This window comes from Rhodopirellula sp. P2, assembly GCF_028768465.1.
In the GTDB taxonomy this organism is placed as follows: Bacteria; Planctomycetota; Planctomycetia; order Pirellulales; family Pirellulaceae; genus Rhodopirellula.
The window spans coordinates 1,838,336-1,855,258 of record NZ_CP118225.1 but is presented as its reverse complement, the minus strand read 5'-3'; the positions used below and the strand labels follow the sequence as shown (position 1 = coordinate 1,855,258).

The window sequence follows — 16,923 nt, the reverse complement described above, 5'->3', positions numbered from 1 at the left end:
CCACAGGCTGACGCCAGTGGCGACATCCTGTCACCGCTCCGCGGTTGCACCTCCACACACCAGCCCCAGAGCGACGACAGCCGAAAAAGCCACGAAGTGGCGGCAGGTTTTAGCCGTTGGCGTCAGCCAATGGACAACGCAGCAAACCATTTCCCCAAGTCCCGAAAGGGACGACAGGTCGCACAACCCAAATCCGCTCCTGTCACCCCTGCGGGGTTTGCCGAATTCACCCGGATTCCGACTTCCCTCCCGAAACCGTGGCAGCCCCGAGCCCGCGACGCTTTGCCACCCCCCACCACCGAAAACACCCCTCTCTCGCAATCCATTGACTTCGCGATGAGAACAAATCCGACTGCGGTCGCGTTTCAGTAGTCATAGCAGCTAATCTGAGCTTGGATTCGCGAGAAAATCAGTCACCATGATGGATGGCGGTTTTCAGACAACGTTTCTGGTGAAATTGCCAGGATCGAGCCATTCCAATGCGATTTGCCCGCTGCTCCCCGCCTCCCCACACTCTTCGTCGCCCCACCTATGTCGTTCCCCATTCGTCGCCTGCCTGATTTCTGCCGGACCTCAGGCGTCTCGATCATTGCCAGCCTGATGTGCCTTGGCTGGTTGAGCGTCCTGGCTGGATGCTCGCAAGAAGCACCGATCATCACTTACCAGGTGCCGACCACAATGCCCGCGGTCCTGGCCGCCGAAGACACCCGCATGATCGCTGCGATTTTGCCGCAAAAGGACCAAGCGTGGTTCTTCAAGATCATGGGGCGTGAATCAGCCGTCGACTCGATCGAGGACACCTTCCGCGAATTCGTTGAGAACATTGAGTTCGAAGACGGCAAACCGAACCTGGACTCAGTCCCAGCGGACTGGCGAAAAGGCGCTGACAAAGCGATGCGATTCGCTTCGTTCGACATCAACACCCCCGTTCAACAACTCGACCTCAGCGTCTCCCAACTTTCCCGCATGGATGACTGGTCCGCACTGGTCGTCATGAACGTCAACCGCTGGCGAAAACAAGTCGGGCTGTCGGAAAGCAAGGAAGAGTGGGCCTCGGCAGAGACCATGACTTGGTCGGGCGCGGACGCCGATGAATTTGCTGATGTTCCCGCGATCTGGGTCGACGTCACGGGGCGTCCCACGGATTCCGGCCCACCGATGATGGCCGGCGGAGCACCGTTTGCATCCATGGCCGGTGGTCCCATGACCAGCGGATCATCAGATGCCGCTCCCGCATCCGACCCACACGCGGGTTTGCCACGCGATGCACAGGAAGCCATTGAACAAGCCAAGGCCAGTGGCAAATCGATGCCAGCGACGAAAGAAAAGGCCTTCCCCAAAGAATCCACCAGCGATGACTCCCCCCAGCCCGATCCGGCTCTCGACTTCGAAAAACCCGAAGGATGGCGTGACGGACGAATGAGCATGATGCGGATGGCGGCGTTCAATGCAGGCCCCGAAGAAACCTCCGCCGAGATCACTGTCATCACCGCCGGCGGGGATCTGCGTGGCAACGTGGCTCGCTGGATGGGACAGGTCGAGGGCGGCCAACCCGACGACGCCGATGTCGACCAAGCTCTCGAATCCGCCGAAAAACTGACCGTTGCCGGACGCGACGCTCAGCGGTTTATCCTGCATCCCAAAGCCAAAAGCGACGACAGCAAGAGCGACGACAACCAAGCATCCTCGATTGATGCAACGATCGTGCCGCTCGAAAATGATTTCAGTCTGTTCATTAAAATGGTCGGCCCCGCCGATGTGATCGCAGACCAAGACGAAGCGATGCGTAGTTTTTTGAAGTCCCTGAAGTACTGAGCTTCAAAACAACCGCCCTGCCCTATCCACCGCATCCGCGGCGAACCCACCCTTCAAGAGTCTTCTGATGGCAACCGTCACCAACGATACTCACGCCACTGACGATCGAATCTCATCCTTGATGAGTTGGCTCACACCATCACGATTGCTCGCGCTGGCAGGATCGCTCAAGTTCACCGTTGCTCTGTTCGCGATGTCAATTGTGCTGGTGTTGGTCGGCACGTTGGCTCAAGACGAAATGAACATGCAGGAGGTCAAACAACGGTACTTCCTCTCGTGGGTCGCTCCGTTGCACTTGGACGACTTCTTCCCGCAAGCCTTCTATCGCCACGCACAGCCGATCCCGGGCATCCTGCCGTTTCCTGGCGGAGCGATGATCGGAATGCTGCTGATGATCAACCTGATTGCAGCCAAGATCACTCGGTTCCGATTGCAAGCCAGCGGCGGACGCTTGGCAGCGGGTCTCGCACTGTTGGTTGCTGGCATCCTGGTCGCCGGAGTGATTGTCTTCACCGGGCACAATGACGATGGACTGCAAGGCACCCCGCCAAGCTGGCTGTCTTACGAGCGACTGTGGGCCGTGGTGCTGGCAATCCTATCGATCAGTGCCGTCGCGACGGGCGTGATGGCCTCCTCGGTCAAACTCCCCGTCCTGCGGTGGTTAACGTACTTCGTGGCCGGGGCACTGGCGGTGACCGTGTTCTACAGCTTGTTCACAGGGACCCGAATCGACGATCCCGGACTGCGGATCGTCTGGCAACTCGCCAAGGGCGTCGGAGCTGGCCTGATCATGTTGGTCGGCTGCCAGTTGGCGTTTGGCAAACAAGGCGGCAACGTGCTGCTGCACCTCGGCGTGGGGTTGTTGATGTTTGGGCAGTTTGCTTTCGGTGACCGCCAAATGGAGCAACGCCTCAGCTTGGTCGAAGGACAATCGACCAACACATTTGTCAACTTGGACGAAGTCGAACTGCAGTTCATCCAAACCGAAGAGGAATTCCAGAACGTCGTCGCTGTTCCCGCTCAAAGATTGGCCGACGCCGCGTCGAACAAGTCGACAATCGAAAACGATTCGCTGCCCGTCAAAATCAAAGTGGTCCGGTACCTCGAAAACGCTGGAATCCAAGACCGTCAGGACGACGATCCTGCCACTCAGGGAATCGGTTTGGAAGTCTCTGCCGTTGAACGCCCCAAATCGGGCGGCGCAGACATGGCAATGAACTTGCCCGCTGCGTATGTCGAACTGCTCGACCGCCAATCCGATGAATCGCTGGGCGTCTTCCTGGTCAGTCAATCCATCAACGATCGCGAAATGTTGGTCCCCGATGGAACATCCAAAGACATGTTCGATTCCATCACCGTGGGTGACAAGGAATACGAATTCGGATTGCGTTTGCACCGCGAAGTCAAACCGTACTGGGTTCAGCTCGAAGACGTTCGACGAGTCAACTACAGCAACACCGACACACCTCGCGATTACTCGTCCTTCATTCGCATCGTCGACAGCGAAACCGGAGAAGACCGCAAGGAACGAGTCTGGATGAACAACCCGCTTCGCTATCGGGGCGAAACGTTTTATCAATCGAACTACACGCCTCTTCCTGGCGGAAAAGAGCTGACCGGAATTCAAGTCGTCCGCAACTCGGGTTGGCTGATCCCGTATGTCGCCTGCAGCATCACTGGGCTGGGAATGCTGGTCCACTTCTGGGGAACACTCACGCGATTCATCTCGCGTCGCCGGCGTGAAAACGAACGAGCCCTGGCCGAATTCGGCAGCGAAGAATCGGCTGGTGATTCCACCTTTGCAGAAGGCATTGAGGTCTCCGCCACCCCCGCTTCCCGGAAGAACCTGCCCGTCATCGTGTATCTCGCGGTGGTCGCGGCGTTGGTCACCGTGATCCTCGCCCCCAGTGTCTCGCTGAAGAACAAACTGAAGCCCGTCGACCGAGCCAGCGAATTTGACTTGGCGGCACTTGGACGAATCCCCGTTCAATACGGCGGACGCGTGATGCCGCTGGACGCTTATGCCCGGCAAACGATGAAGGCGATGACCAACAAGGACTCGCTCCCACTGGATGCCGCTCCGAGCGAGATCAAAGATCGAGTCGAAACCAAAAAGCTGTCTGCGGTTCAGTGGCTGATGGAAGTCGCCATCGACGAACCGGCGCTGCGTTACCTGCCCATGTTCCGCATCGACGCCGAAGAGATTCGTGCGGAATTGGACCTGGATCGTCGCGAGAGCAAACTCTATTCGCTCGATGAAATCGGTGAAAACCTGGAACGCTTCACAAAGATGGTGAAGGACGCTCGCGAAAAAGAATCGCTGGACCAAGACTTCAAAGACAAAAAGGCGATTGAACTGGATATGCGAACGCGGCAGTACACCGTTGCCGCTGCCGCCATGCGATTGCCCGTTCCCGAAGACATTCCTGCCGAGTTCTTCCCTGAGGGTACCAATGAACAAACTCGCCAATTGTTCGCGCTCCGTCAGCTTGAACGGCAGATGAACAGCCTGGCACAAATGCCGGCTCCGGCGATCATCCCACCTTCGATGGAACAAGCCACCGACAGCGAACAACAAGCGGACTGGACCGCATTCGCGCCCGCGTTCTTCAACATGGCCAAGAACGGAATCGCTCCCCAAGACAGCCAACCGGGCATTCGTACCTTTGGCGAATTGATTCGCGACTATGGCGACGGCGACCCCGCGGCTTTCAACAAAACCGTCGACGCGCACCTGACCGCGGTGCAAGCTTACAAGGTGCCCGGCTACGATCACTTTGCGGTGTCGCTGGAACAATGGCTGGGTGCCGCCAACCCAACGGCGATTGCGACCGGACTTTATATCCTGGCGATCATCCTGGGGTTGATCTACTTCGCCGTGGATTCACCTCGGCTGGGCAATGCGGTTTGGGGCACCATCGCGATCGCGTTTGTCATTCACACCATCGTGATTCTGGCTCGGGTGTACATCACCGGACGCGCTCCCGTGATCAACCTGTATTCCTCCGCCATCTTCATCGGCTGGGCAGGTGTGCTGTTCGGCTTGGTGGTCGAACGCATCTTCCGTTACGGCACCGGCAACATGCTCGCCGCCGTCGCGGGGATGATGACCTTGCGAGTCGCCTACAACCTGACCCTGAACGTCGGTCAAGCGGAAACGATGGGCGTCCTGCAAGCGGTGCTGGACACCCAGTTCTGGCTCAGCACGCACGTGATCAGTGTTTCACTGGGATACGTCGCGACCCTCGTCGCTGGCTTGCTCGGAATTGGGTATTTGATTTCCGGCTGGATCAATGCCAGCGATCGAGCCCGCCGCGATTTGTATCGCTGTGTCTACGGAGCCTCCTGCTTTGGCATCCTGTTCAGCTTCATCGGCACGGTCCTTGGCGGACTTTGGGCCGATGACTCCTGGGGTCGCTTCTGGGGCTGGGACCCGAAAGAAAACGGAGCGTTGTTGATCGTGATCTGGAACGCATTGATGCTCCACGCTCGCTGGGACGGGATGGTGAAGGCACGCGGGTTCGCCATCTTGGCGATCGGTGGCAACATCATCACCGCCTGGAGCTGGTTCGGCACCAATGAACTGGGAATTGGCCTGCACAGCTATGGCTTCACCGAAGGCATGCTTCGCAACCTGGCGATCTTCTTCGTCACCCAATTCGCCTTCATCGCCGCCGGTCTGCTCATCCCTTCCCGCAGCCCGGTCTCCGATGAATCGTAGATCCCGCGGCCTTCGAACAAGGCCCTCGTCGTAGGCCAGGTCTCACCTGGCAACCACGCCGATGCTTTGGAACAAAGCGAGGCGTGTTCGCGGTCGGGCATGTCATTGCCGTGGTAAATCGTCCAGCCAACAACCATCGCCAGGTGGAACCTGGCCTACGGCAATGACTTCGCCGATTCTTCCAGGCGTCGAAACACGTACTCGTTGCAGCCCCAGCCCGATCCAACGGTGGTCAGGTTGTCGAGGACAAACCCTTGTTCACGCAGCGGTAGAACGATGGCTTCGGGTTTGGCGACCTCAAACGGCAAACCACCAATCCAATCGACCCAGTCATGCCAGGCGTTCATGCCGCGATCCGACTTTTTGGCTCGCCAATCCGCAAACGGCAGCGGGTTGCGACCTCGGGCCAGCCTCGCGAGTGCGAACTTCAGTTCGTAGCAACCTGCGACCAGAACGACATACGCCGGTCGCAAGAAAGCAGGCAGACGATGATAGCCTTGCTTGATTCGCAGCCAGCGGCGACTCCCGCCGCCTTGGTCGTTGTAGATCGCGATCGCGTACTGCCCACCAGGTGCGACCACTGATGAGGTTGCCTCGATCGCCATGTCCATTTGGCCGGTGTGATGGAGCACTCCCCAACTGTAGACCACGTCAAACGTCCCCAGCGAAGTCAGCCATGCTGCGTTCAACGCTGAACCTTGATGCACCTGCCAGCGATCCACGAGAGCAGGATTCTCCGCGATCGCTCGCTCACGAAGTTGGCGCGTGCAAGCCACACTGTCGTCGTCCAAATCCACGCTGACGACTTCGGCACCCATCGAAACAGCCGCCAAAGAAAACAGGCCGCTGCCGGATCCAATGTCGAGGAATCGTTTGCCTGCCAGTGATTCCACTTGCAAGAGCGTCTTCAAAGAAGACGTCGCGTGCTGCAACCGTTCCGAGTCAAAGCGATCCAGGAAAGACGCCCAGTTCTGACCAAAAGCGAACCGAGTTTCCGACTCTTCGACGGGCGTCACAGGCTCACTCAAGCAAACCACTCCACCGCGTTTCGGAACATCTGCAGTCCTTCACCGTGTTCAGGCTGCTCTTTGCGACGAGTCCAAAACGGATGCTGAGTCGCATCAATGTGACGCTCGGGGTGCGGCATCAAACCAAACACACGTCCGCTGGCATCGCACACTCCGGCCACATTGGCGTCACCACCGTTGGGATTGATTGGGAACGGCAACGTCTCGGATTGGATCTCACCGGATGGTTCACAGTATCGCAGAGCCAGTCGTCCAGCCGATCGCAGCTCTTCCAATACCTCTGCGTCGCGGGCGATGAACTTGCCTTCAGCGTGAGCCATTGGCAAATACATTTGCTCGATGTCTCGCAGAAACACGCAAGGCGTTTTGTCGACGGCCAAGTTCACCCAGCGATCTTCGAATCGACCGTGATTGTTCCAGGTCAATGTGGCGGGTGGAACGGAGTCGTCCGCCGAATCGGCGGGGCCGCCCGCCGTTTGCAATTGCCCGACGCCACTGGTCAAAACGCCCAATCGCATCAAAACCTGCATCCCGTTGCAAATCCCCAGCACCAAGTTGTCGCCGCTGTCGACGAAGTGATGCATCAAATCGCCCAGGTGCCGCCGCATCCGAGTCGCCAGAATTCGGCCGGCCGCGATGTCGTCGCCATAGCTGAATCCGCCGGGAAGACAAAGGATTTGGTAGCGGCTCGCCAAAGCCGCGTTTTCCATCAAACGCCCGACGTGGACGCGTTCGGCGACCGCACCGGCCAACTCAAAGGCATGAGCGGTTTCGACATCGCAGTTGGTACCGGGAGCACGCAGGACGAGAACGCGAGGCTGAGGCATGGAAAAGCAGCTTTTCAGGCAGGTAGGTGAACAAAATCCAATCCGCAAAGCTTAGTTTTTCGGGTCATCCGTCGGAAGTGTGTGCCCCGTCAGAGAACTGTTTTTTCGGGGGATGGCACCGAAAAGATCAAAAGTAGCACGGCCCGGCAGCGAGGCCAAACTAGCTGAGCGTGCCCCTACGTCCTTCCCTGATCACCGGAACCTTCGATGGACCCCCTCGAGGAACTGATTCGACCGATTCGTCATTCACCGCAACTGCCGTTGTTGGTCGATCGTTTGACGCAGCAACTGGATGCCGAACGCGACGCCAGAGAGCGTTTCGATGACGAGATGACGCCCGAACAAAAGATCGAGTTCATTGACGGAGAGGTCATTTTGCAGGCCCCCGCTCGAAACCGTCATTTGGACGCATCAGGTGAGGGTCCGAATTCTTGGCGAATCCGGCTACACAGTGCGCCCGTGATTGCCAAGAAGCGAACCGGGAACCAAGATGCGTGCTCTCTGTTGTAGCTCGGGGATCCCCCTCGTTTGATACCGTTTTCGCCCATCGCTTTTGAACATGCTTCACGCCGACTCACTCCGCCAGGACCCCCGAATCGCACAGGCCAAGCAATTGATTGCCGAGGCGATTCGCGATCATTCCGCTTCCATGACGGATGTTTCGCCCAGCGATCCTGACCAATCGGCCAGCTACCAAGCCCTGATCGACGGGTTCACGTCCGTCCGAGGCGGCCCACCCATCTGGCCCTATTTCGCGTCCGGACTTGGAAACGGCCCGTACGTCGAACTGGCCGACGGCAGCGTCAAACTGGATTTCATCGGTGGAATCGGCGTGCACGGCGGCGGTCACTCGAATCCCGACCTGGTCTCGGCCAGCATCGATGCGGCGATCGAAGACACGGTCATGCAGGGCAATCTGCAACAGAACCCGGCCAGCGTCAAAATGATGCAGCGACTCGTTTCACTGGCATCGGAATCGGGAGCACCACTCGAACACGTGTTGCTTTCCACCAGCGGCGCGATGGCGAACGAAAACGCCTTGAAGCTCGCGTTCCACCACCGACAGCCTGCCGACCGAATCATCGCCTTCGACAACGCTTTTGCCGGTCGATCGATCGCGTTGGCCGCTTTGACCGACCGCCCCGCTTATCGAAACGGTTTGCCCGAAGCGATCCAGGTCGACTACTTGCCCTTCCTGCATCCAGATCACCCTGAGAAATCTCAACGATGGGCGGTCGATGAATTGAAACGATTGCTCCAACGCTACCCAGGCAAGCACGCCGCATTCTGGGCCGAACCGATTGCAGGCGAAGGTGGCTACTACCCCGGCAGCCACGATTTCTTCGCCGCATTGTGCGAGCCACTGCGGGAAGCGGGCGTGCCAATTATCTTTGATGAAGTGCAAACGTTCTCACGAACCAGCCGACCATTTGCCTTTCAACATTACGGCTTGGACCAGTTCGCCGACATCGTCACCGTTGGCAAGATCACCCAGGTCTGCGCGACGCTGTACCGAAGTGACTTCCACCCCAAGGCACCGATCCTCAGCCAGACATTCACCGGATCGACCTCCGCAATTTCGACGGGATTGGCGACACTGGATGCCTTGCAATCAACGAATTGCTTTGGTGCCGACGGCGGCAACATGAAACGTCACGCTTACTTTGCCGAGCAACTTCAAAAGCTTGCCGAAAAATACCCCGGTTCGATTTCAGGTCCTTTCGGCGAAGGCATGATGATCGTGTTCACACCCGGTGACGGCACACTCGATCACGCCAAGTTGCTGATGAACCTGATGTTCGAAGAAGGTTTGCTCGGGTTCCTCTGCGGAGCCGAACCGGCTCGGTTGCGTTTCTTGCCGCCCCCGATGATCACCACCAACGAACACATCGACGCGGCGATCCAGCTGCTCGACCGTTCCCTCGAGAAGTTCGTTTCGCAAACGTGATCCGATCGCCACGTAGCGAAACTCGTCAAGAGTTTCGAGTGGCTCCATGATTCGCCGAAAGTCTTGACGACTTTCGCTACGGATTGAATGTGCCCGTCTAAGAGCGTGGGCACCGCAGGGTGATCAGCGACAACTCAGGCCGACAATGAATTCGCAACAGGTGAACTCCACTGAGTCCGCGTGAAACGTGCATTGTTGTGGGGGATCGATAGAAATCGCCCGATGCCCAACGACTGCCGTGCCAACTGGGGCTCAAGATCGGCCCGGCCAGCGGCAATCGACCTTGGCCACCATGGGTGTGACCAGCCAACATCAGATCGATCCCACGGCGACGACACCAATCGAATTGATCGGGACTGTGAGACAGACACAATCGAAAATCGACGCTGCCATCCGACGTCGGTGAATCATCGGGCCGAGTGAACCAGGGCCACTCATTGCCTAACAACTCACAAGCGACCGAACGGAGCGACACTGATTCTGTTCGCCCGCCAACATCGATCCATCCCGCCTCGGTCATCCGGTCTCGCACCACACTCGGATCGGAAACACGCGTGTCGTGGTTGCCCAGCACAAAGTAGCAACCATCCTTCGCTTGCGCAGGTGAAAACAAATCGTGCAACCAAGCCACGCAGGGTTGCTTGTCAACAATGTCTCCGGTCAGTGCCATCAAATCCGGTGACCAATCGGTTGCCACCGACACCGCGTGAGCAGTGAAGTCCGGTGCGACTTGACCGGTCAAGTGAATGTCGGACAGGTGAGCGAGCCTGTATCCATCCAGTTGCTCCGGCAAACCAACGACCGGCAACTCGATTTGCTCAATCGCCATTTCGAAGATCTGGTTCATTGGCAACCGCGCCGCCCATCGACACTTCCGAGTCCGTGCCAACGTCAGTCCGGTTTGCTTTGAAACATCGTGCACCTCGACAGCACGTTTCGCCGGCACTTGCTGAAATTTCCAAAGCGGTCGCCAAAGCAACCACAGGAATCCAAACAGTCCCCCCATCACCAAACAAAACGCGGCATAAGCCAGCAGAACAACAGGCAAGACTTCCATGCCCGATTGCCCACGCACCCAATCTGAGATCGGCTGCCAAAACAGCCCGCCAAGAACCAACGGTGTGATCCAGGTTTCCGCCAAGGCAGCCTTTTCGGTTCGCTTGATCGTCGCCCTCTTCCACCCCAGCGAATTCAGCCGGTTGTAAAACGTCAGCCGCAGTCCAAAGTGACAGAATAAAACAACGGTCAGCAGCACGATGCGTGAGAACGGGTCCGAGAAAATACTGTCCAAGCGATTGGCCGATGATGGAACTCGAGAAATGAACCCGTGAAACACGGTTGCCATCTCTGGCACGAAATCGAACGTCTTCGTCAGAAGAATCGTGTCCGCCCAAGGACATCGTCAACCCGATCGGGGGCACCAAGACGATCCAGACAAACGATCACGGAAGTTGTTTCGGCCGGATCTCTTTCCAGACTTGGCAGTTCTTTGGCCCGAGTTCCTCCGACCAGGAGGAAACCTGACAGTCAAACACAGCCAATCCCGCCGTGGGAAACCCGCAAGCGTGGTCCAACAATTCGCTCGCCGCAGCACTGATTCCCGGATTGTGCCCCAGAACGAGCAAGGTTGCGGGCGCCTCACCGGAATGGCGGCTCGTTTCAGGCAGCCACTCTTCGGTCGATCGAATCCTCTGGAAGATCATGGAGGCCGTCGCCAGATAAAGATCCGCTGAAAAATGAGTGGGAACGGGCGTCCCCCAGCGAGAATTCAAGAACGCCGCCGTCTCGCGAGTTCGCTTGGAATCAGACGACAGCAAAAAATCTGGCCGACAGCCCTGATCCTCCATCCATCCTGCAATTCTGGGTGCATCGCGTCGCCCTCGAGCATTCAGGGGCCGTTCGTGGTCGGACAACTTGGCGTCGGCCCAGTCACTTTTCGCGTGACGCATCAAAATCAATCGCATTGGGTTTGGATCAAAGGGAGGGAGAGACGAAGCGGTTCGGACCAGCAAAAGAACATATAGTACGCACCCGTTCCCATCTCAATTTTCGGATCTCCAAATATGCGTGCATCTTCTCTTTTTCGAATCTCGCCCTTGGATTTTGCTTCTTTCACTCGATCCAAGCTGCTCACGCTCGGAATGATCCTCGCCGCCACTCCGCTGGCAACCGCCGACGACTGGTCGGGCTGGATGGGTGACCAACGCGATGGGGTTTATCGCGAATCGGGCATTGTGGACTCGATCCCGGAATCAGGGCTGAAACTCAAATGGCGAGCCAGCATCGCCGGCGGATACGCTGGCCCCTCCGTTGCGGACGGTCGCGTGTTTGTGTTTGATTACGCACGCCGTCAGGGCGAAGCCTTCAACGACCCTGGTAAACGAGCGAATCTGTCAGGTGACGAACGACTGATCGTTTTGGACGCTGAATCCGGCAAAGAATTGTGGCGGCACGAATACGAACGCCCCTACAGCATCTCTTATCCCGCAGGCCCACGCTGCACCCCCACCATTGATGGTGACCGAGTCTACATTCTCGGCAGTGAAGGCGATTTGCGTTGTTTGTCAGTCACCGATGGCGAACTGATCTGGAGCCGAAATTTCACCAGTGACTTCGGTGCCGAAGTACCGATTTGGGGATTTTCATCTCACCCGTTGATCGCAGGGGACCTGCTCTACACGATGGTCGGTGGCGACGGACAAGGCGTGGTCGCGTTTGACAAACTGACGGGTGAAGTCCGCTGGAAACAACTCGACTGCAACGCTGGCTACGCCGCGCCCTCGATTTTGAATCGAGACGGTCGCAACCAACTGCTGGTGTTTTCACCCACCGGTGTGCACGGCCTGGACTTGATCACCGGCGCCCCCATCTGGAATGTGGAACTCAGCCCAATGTTTGACATGTCGATCGCGGTTCCCGCCGTCGAAGGGAACCGAATCTACGCCAGCGGAATCCGCACCGAGTCGGTGATGTTCGAACTCAACGAAAACGCGACCGCTGCCACCGAACTTTGGCGGGGCGAACGGGACCACTCCGTCTTCTCCAGCAACAGCCCCGCGGTGTTCATGGATGGTGTTGTCTACGGGACCGATTGCAACGTCGGCGAATTGATCGCTTTTGATGCCCAAAATGGCAACCGCCTGTGGTCAACCTTCCAAGCCACGAAGCCGGATGAAAAACGATTCATTAAACATGGCACTGCTTTTTTAACTCGTTTGGGAGATTCCAAACGGTTTCTTGTCTTCTCCGAAAATGGCGACTTGATGATCGCCACTCTCTCCAAAAAGGGTTTCGAAGAACATGGGCGTTTCCATGCAATCGAACCCACCGGCGAAGCGTTTGGTCGCTCGGTGGCATGGACTCACCCTGCCTACGCGAACCAAACCGTTTTCATTCGGAACGATCAAGAAATCGTCGCCTACAGCTTGGCAAAACCAGAGTGAGTTTCGGCCACCTGAATTGCAACGTCCCAAAAGGCCTCGGTGTTCATCCACGGAGGCTTTTTCAATGGCTATCGACGATGATCTGGCCGACAAAAAGCCAAACAGCGGTGAATGCGATGCCCAATGCGGTGTGAATTGCGTCAACGTTCATAGTGATCTCAAGCCGATGGCGTGACCTCGCGTGAAACACGAGACCGCGCATGGAAAACGGATACAAGGCCGTTTCCATGGCCTGAATTAAGCTGCCGCGATCATGCGGCAGCAGACGAATTCGTTTCATCGACACACAATGGAAGTGTGTCTTCTTGAGTGATCGACATTGCTCCGAAACAATTCGATGAAAAATCGCCGCGCCCGCACAAATTGACTCAACCGAACACCCGCCCCCAAACGACACACTGAGCAAACTGATGAAGTACTGGTTGATGAAGACGGAACCGAACACGTTCAACATCGATGATTTGGCGGAGCAACCCGACCAAATCACTTGCTGGGAAGGTGTCCGCAACTACCAAGCTCGCAATTTGCTCCGGGACGAAATCGAAGAAGGCGATCGAGTCCTGTTTTATCACTCCGCCTGCAAAACACCTGCGGTCGTTGGATTGGCGACCGTTTCTCGCGGCGGCTATCCCGACCACCATGCCTGGGACAAAAAGAGCCACTATTTTGACTCCAAGAGCAACCCCGACTCACCGACCTGGTTCATGGTCGACATTCAACTCGAAAAGAAACTGGAGCGTCCGGTCACCCTGGCCGAACTGCGAGCAGAGGCCACTCAGGCGGGCAGTCCCTTGGTGGACATGATGTTGCTGCGAAAAGGCAGCCGTCTCTCAGTCCAACCCGTGACCAAAAAACAGTTCGACCGCGTCGTCCAATTGTCAAAGAAGTGAGTCATCGTGGCAGAGACAGACGAATTCCCTGCACTCAACCCCCACTGCAATCAGTCGGGGAATTCCATTCGCTCACCCGATCCATCCCACTTGGGTGCGGGGTGCTCGATCTCGCCCTGCCGAACACGTTGCTTTTCTGACAGCAAACGCAGATGTTCCCTCAAAAACAACTTCGGCAAACTCTGGTCCGCCCGTCTCAGTCGGTAAGCGATTCGCCCCTTGCGACGAACGAAGTACATGCCGATCACTTCTCCCACAAACAGATCTCGCTCCATTCCGAGCCCGATCGTTTCGACTTCGTCGCCCAAATCCAAGTCCTCTGCCTTGATCTGCAACCACAGGGCTGGCCGCAACCGAAACGCCCATTTTCCATAGCAACAGTGGTAATAGGTGCCATCAAAGGAATCGCGTCGGATGACGCGTTCGCCAGGCAAAAGCTTGGAAACGACGGGAACATCGTCCGGATGGATCCACCCCTGACCGTCTTCCGGCCAACGCGGATAAATCCCGTACTGTGGAAATTCAATCAAGGCGTCGCTCGTGGGATCCAATGAAACCGGCCGTGCCCTCGCGATTCACGTGAGAACTGGAACTCGACCGCCGATTTTAACAAACCAGACCGAGCTTTCGTGCGTCTGACTCATGAACCATTCGTTCTCAGAGCGATGCCTTCCCCGATCAAGAGAAATCCTCGACGCGCTCTTGGATCATTGTCCTCCAACTTCGATGCACGGAAGACCGCATTGTGGGGTTGGAGACTGTCCGGCGGATCTGGTTCAATGTGAGCAAAGTCAGCTGCCCCTCCGCGGGCGGCTCCCACCATTCTCCCTTTAAAAGTGTGCCATGACTGTTCGTGCTTTCGTTTTGTCGCTGGTTGGAATTTCAACCTTCGGTTTGATTGCAGGCCCCGCCTCCCCATCGTTCGCGGCGGATCCCGCCCAAGGAGAGGTCACTCACAAAGTGTATTTCGATGTCTCGATTGGCAGTGAACCAGCAGGACGGATCGTGATCGGATTGTTCGGGAAAGATGTCCCCAGGACAGCCGAAAACTTCCGTGCGTTGTCGACGGGCGAAAAAGGCGAAGGGAAAGCTGGCATCCCCTTGGATTTCGAAGGCAGCGCGTTTCATCGTGTCATCCCCGGATTCATGCTGCAGGGCGGTGACTTCACCGCAGGCAACGGAACCGGTGGTGAAAGCATCTACGGAGAAAAGTTTCCGGATGAAAACTTCAAATTTCAACACACCACCCCAGGCCTGCTGAGCATGGCAAACGCCGGTCGCAACACCAACGGCTCGCAATTCTTCATCACCGTTGCCGCCACCCCTTGGCTGGATGGCAAACACGTCGTCTTCGGCCGCGTCCTGGAAGGCATGGACGTCGTCAAGAAAGTCGAAGCTCAAGGCAGCCAATCTGGCCGCACTCGCCAATTGATCAAGATCACCGAAGCCGGCGAACTGAAATAACGGCAGACCTCCGTTCGGAACGGCCTCCAACGCCTTTCCCACACACACGCACGCATCGTCGACCTGGAGTCTTGCTCCTCGTCGACGATGCGTTTTTTTATGCCTTCACAATATCGCCCAAGGATCACCTGCCTCAATCACCTGCCTCAATCGACAACCACGATCCGGCCACCTGCGTGATAGACTGATGGCTACCGTGAAACACGCCTCTGTTTTCTCCAACCCGGCCGAGTCTCCATGGGTTTCGGAAACCGTTTTCAAGCTCTCTTCCAAATCGCGAGCCAATGGCCGTGGCTCTTGCTGGTTTTGGTGAGTTTGCCATTGGTGATCGCGGCATTCTGGTTGCGGATCTACCCCACCCGCCGTTGGGTGGCTCTGCTGGGTTCGAGTGTCGTGCTCAGTGTCGCGGTGGTGTTCTTTCCCAGCCTCCTGGTCGTCCTCGGATTGTTCGACGGACTGGTCTTCACTGTCACCGCAATTGATGGCCTTCTCCACCTCTTTGCCACCCAAAAGATGCTCGGAAACGGTTTGACCGTGGAACGAACCGTCTCTCGGACCGGTTCACTCGGGGTCCCGCTGGACTGCTCCCTCTCGCTGCAAAACCACACTCAGATGCGGATGAAAGGCTTCCTTCGTGACGACGTCCCAAACTCCTTCGTTTCGAATCCCGAGGAACACCAACTGGATTTGCCACCCGGACTGCAGCTGCAACTTCGTCGAAAACTCACGCCTCACCGACGTGGTGCATTCCAAATGGATCGCGTCGATTTGAAACTCTTCAGCCCACTGGGCCTGTGGCAAAGGCATATCTCCCGAACCCTCGAAAGTCCGCTGAATGTCTTTCCGGACATGAAACAATTGTCGGACTACGCCCTGTTGGCACGCACCGATCGCTTGAGCCTGATCGGAGTCCGACGAACTCGTCGAATCGGTCAGGACAGCGACTTCGAACGACTCCGCGATTACACACGCGATGACAGCTATCGCCACATCGATTGGCGTAGCACCGCACGCCGAAACAAACTCACCGTCCGACAATTTCAAAGCGACCAGAGCCAACGCCTCATTTTTCTGCTCGATTGCGGCCGGATGATGACCAACCAGAGAAACGGTTACTCCCTGCTGGATCACGCACTCAATTCCATCTTGATGATGTCCTACGTCGCACTGCATCAAGGAGATTCCGTTGGGATGATCTGCTTCAGCGACACCATTCACGCTTATCTCCCACCCAAGGGCGGGGCAAGCCAGATGAATCGCCTGCTTCAAGCCGGTTTTGACCAATTCCCACGAATGGTTGAGTCACGCTACGACCAAGCCTTTCTGTACCTCAACTCCCACTGCAAACGACGTTCACTCGTCACCCTGACCACCAACATCGTCGATGAGGTCAACGCAGAAGTGGTCTCCGACCATCTTTCCAACCTGACCGGCACTCACTTGCCGCTCGCTGTTGTGCTCCGCGACCGAGAAATGTTCGATGCGGCCGACTACCCAGCAGAAATCCTGCAAACTGCAGGAACCGCGAACGTCCCCCACGTGCTCGACGAAACACGGACCTACCGTGCCGCTGCAGCAGCTGAAATGCTCGTTTGGCGCGAAGAAGTCCTATCCGGACTCCGACACAAAGGAGTTCTGGTCGTGGATGCCTTCCCTGACGAACTCAGCGCCCCGATGGTGAACCAATACCTCCAAGTCAAAGCCAAACACCTGCTCTAACGATTGCAACAAACGCAACAGAAACCGCGGTCAAGGCGACGAACTCTCTCTCGCTCATCCGCACCCAC

Annotated in this window: 15 protein-coding genes; 9 read left to right on the top strand and 6 right to left on the bottom strand. The window is 57.0% G+C overall.

Annotation, left to right across the window (positions count from 1 at the left end; translation table 11 throughout):
- Positions 1-552: 552 nt before the first annotated feature.
- The 3 genes from PSR62_RS06490 to PSR62_RS25645 all read left to right on the top strand — a co-directional run bounded on the left by PSR62_RS06490 (position 553) and on the right by PSR62_RS25645 (position 5,703).
- The gene (locus PSR62_RS06490; RefSeq protein ID WP_338020175.1) at positions 553-1,815 is read left to right on the top strand and encodes a hypothetical protein; all 1,263 of its coding nucleotides are present in this window, start codon (positions 553-555) and stop codon (positions 1,813-1,815) included.
- A 67-nt stretch (positions 1,816-1,882) separates the two neighbouring features.
- Entirely contained in the window at positions 1,883-5,536 is a 3,654-nt protein-coding gene (gene ccsA / locus PSR62_RS06485) for a cytochrome c biogenesis protein (RefSeq protein WP_338020143.1), read from the top strand.
- Positions 5,530-5,703, top strand: a complete 174-nt coding sequence (locus tag PSR62_RS25645; RefSeq protein ID WP_443217403.1) for a DUF1589 domain-containing protein — start codon at positions 5,530-5,532, stop codon at positions 5,701-5,703. The genes ccsA and PSR62_RS25645 overlap by 7 nt, the downstream gene beginning before the upstream one ends.
- On the opposite strand, the gene PSR62_RS06480 is transcribed toward PSR62_RS25645, so the two are convergent.
- Both PSR62_RS06480 and PSR62_RS06475 read right to left on the bottom strand, forming a co-directional pair.
- Entirely contained in the window at positions 5,692-6,573 is an 882-nt protein-coding gene (locus tag PSR62_RS06480) for a class I SAM-dependent methyltransferase (protein ID WP_274406995.1), read from the bottom strand. The genes PSR62_RS25645 and PSR62_RS06480 overlap by 12 nt on opposite strands.
- Complete coding sequence (locus PSR62_RS06475) at positions 6,561-7,391, bottom strand: phosphoribosylformylglycinamidine synthase subunit PurQ (protein ID WP_274406994.1); 831 nt, start codon at positions 7,389-7,391, stop codon at positions 6,561-6,563. Before PSR62_RS06475 ends, PSR62_RS06480 begins: the two co-directional genes overlap by 13 nt.
- 207 nt (positions 7,392-7,598) lie before the next feature.
- On the opposite strand from PSR62_RS06475, the gene PSR62_RS06470 reads away from it, so the two are divergent.
- Together PSR62_RS06470 and PSR62_RS06465 are read left to right on the top strand one after the other, a co-directional pair.
- Positions 7,599-7,901 carry a hypothetical protein gene (locus PSR62_RS06470; protein ID WP_274406993.1) on the top strand — a complete coding sequence of 101 codons (303 nt, stop codon included), beginning with the start codon at positions 7,599-7,601 and terminating at the stop codon, positions 7,899-7,901.
- A 49-nt stretch (positions 7,902-7,950) separates the two neighbouring features.
- A complete protein-coding gene (locus PSR62_RS06465; protein WP_274406992.1) occupies positions 7,951-9,339 on the top strand; it encodes a class-III pyridoxal-phosphate-dependent aminotransferase in 1,389 nt (462 codons plus the stop codon).
- 97 nt (positions 9,340-9,436) lie between these two features.
- Here the strand turns inward: PSR62_RS06465 and PSR62_RS06460 are convergent, their stop codons facing one another.
- Positions 9,437-10,684, bottom strand: a complete 1,248-nt coding sequence (locus PSR62_RS06460; RefSeq protein ID WP_274406991.1) for a metallophosphoesterase — start codon at positions 10,682-10,684, stop codon at positions 9,437-9,439.
- A gap of 97 nt (positions 10,685-10,781) precedes the next feature.
- On the bottom strand, positions 10,782-11,303 hold the full coding sequence (locus PSR62_RS06455) for a SixA phosphatase family protein (protein WP_274406990.1): 522 nt from the start codon (positions 11,301-11,303) through the stop codon (positions 10,782-10,784).
- 99 nt (positions 11,304-11,402) lie between these two features.
- On the opposite strand from PSR62_RS06455, the gene PSR62_RS06450 reads away from it, so the two are divergent.
- Entirely contained in the window at positions 11,403-12,782 is a 1,380-nt protein-coding gene (locus tag PSR62_RS06450) for a PQQ-binding-like beta-propeller repeat protein (RefSeq protein ID WP_274406989.1), read from the top strand.
- A 61-nt stretch (positions 12,783-12,843) separates the two neighbouring features.
- Here the strand turns inward: PSR62_RS06450 and PSR62_RS06445 are convergent, their stop codons facing one another.
- Positions 12,844-13,062 (bottom strand): hypothetical protein, encoded by a 219-nt coding sequence (locus PSR62_RS06445; protein WP_274406988.1) that lies wholly within the window; start codon positions 13,060-13,062, stop codon positions 12,844-12,846.
- Positions 13,063-13,192: 130 nt separating this feature from the next.
- Here PSR62_RS06445 and PSR62_RS06440 point away from each other — a divergent pair, with 130 nt between their 5' ends.
- Positions 13,193-13,672, top strand: a complete 480-nt coding sequence (locus tag PSR62_RS06440; protein WP_274406987.1) for an EVE domain-containing protein — start codon at positions 13,193-13,195, stop codon at positions 13,670-13,672.
- A gap of 50 nt (positions 13,673-13,722) precedes the next feature.
- On the opposite strand, the gene PSR62_RS06435 is transcribed toward PSR62_RS06440, so the two are convergent.
- On the bottom strand, positions 13,723-14,202 hold the full coding sequence (locus PSR62_RS06435) for a hypothetical protein (protein WP_274406986.1): 480 nt from the start codon (positions 14,200-14,202) through the stop codon (positions 13,723-13,725).
- Between the two features lie 313 nt (positions 14,203-14,515).
- On the opposite strand from PSR62_RS06435, the gene PSR62_RS06430 reads away from it, so the two are divergent.
- A complete protein-coding gene (locus PSR62_RS06430; RefSeq protein WP_274406985.1) occupies positions 14,516-15,136 on the top strand; it encodes a peptidylprolyl isomerase in 621 nt (206 codons plus the stop codon).
- A gap of 237 nt (positions 15,137-15,373) precedes the next feature.
- Positions 15,374-16,855, top strand: coding sequence for a DUF58 domain-containing protein (locus PSR62_RS06425; RefSeq protein WP_443217366.1), 1,482 nt, complete (start codon positions 15,374-15,376; stop codon positions 16,853-16,855).
- Positions 16,856-16,923: the final 68 nt, after the last annotated feature.

What these genes read in the sequence shown, in the direction of transcription:
- ccsA (WP_338020143.1), top strand. Translation starts at nt 1,883, where the DNA reads ATGGCAACCGTCACCAACGATACTCACGCCACTGACGATCGAATCTCA.
- PSR62_RS06475 (WP_274406994.1), bottom strand. Translation starts at nt 7,391, where the DNA reads ATGCCTCAGCCTCGCGTTCTCGTCCTGCGTGCTCCCGGTACCAACTGC.
- PSR62_RS06470 (WP_274406993.1), top strand. Translation starts at nt 7,599, where the DNA reads ATGGACCCCCTCGAGGAACTGATTCGACCGATTCGTCATTCACCGCAA.
- PSR62_RS06465 (WP_274406992.1), top strand. Translation starts at nt 7,951, where the DNA reads ATGCTTCACGCCGACTCACTCCGCCAGGACCCCCGAATCGCACAGGCC.
- PSR62_RS06460 (WP_274406991.1), bottom strand. Translation starts at nt 10,684, where the DNA reads ATGGCAACCGTGTTTCACGGGTTCATTTCTCGAGTTCCATCATCGGCC.
- PSR62_RS06455 (WP_274406990.1), bottom strand. Translation starts at nt 11,303, where the DNA reads ATGCGATTGATTTTGATGCGTCACGCGAAAAGTGACTGGGCCGACGCC.
- PSR62_RS06450 (WP_274406989.1), top strand. Translation starts at nt 11,403, where the DNA reads ATGCGTGCATCTTCTCTTTTTCGAATCTCGCCCTTGGATTTTGCTTCT.
- PSR62_RS06445 (WP_274406988.1), bottom strand. Translation starts at nt 13,062, where the DNA reads ATGAAACGAATTCGTCTGCTGCCGCATGATCGCGGCAGCTTAATTCAG.
- PSR62_RS06440 (WP_274406987.1), top strand. Translation starts at nt 13,193, where the DNA reads ATGAAGTACTGGTTGATGAAGACGGAACCGAACACGTTCAACATCGAT.
- PSR62_RS06430 (WP_274406985.1), top strand. Translation starts at nt 14,516, where the DNA reads ATGACTGTTCGTGCTTTCGTTTTGTCGCTGGTTGGAATTTCAACCTTC.
- PSR62_RS06425 (WP_443217366.1), top strand. Translation starts at nt 15,374, where the DNA reads ATGGGTTTCGGAAACCGTTTTCAAGCTCTCTTCCAAATCGCGAGCCAA.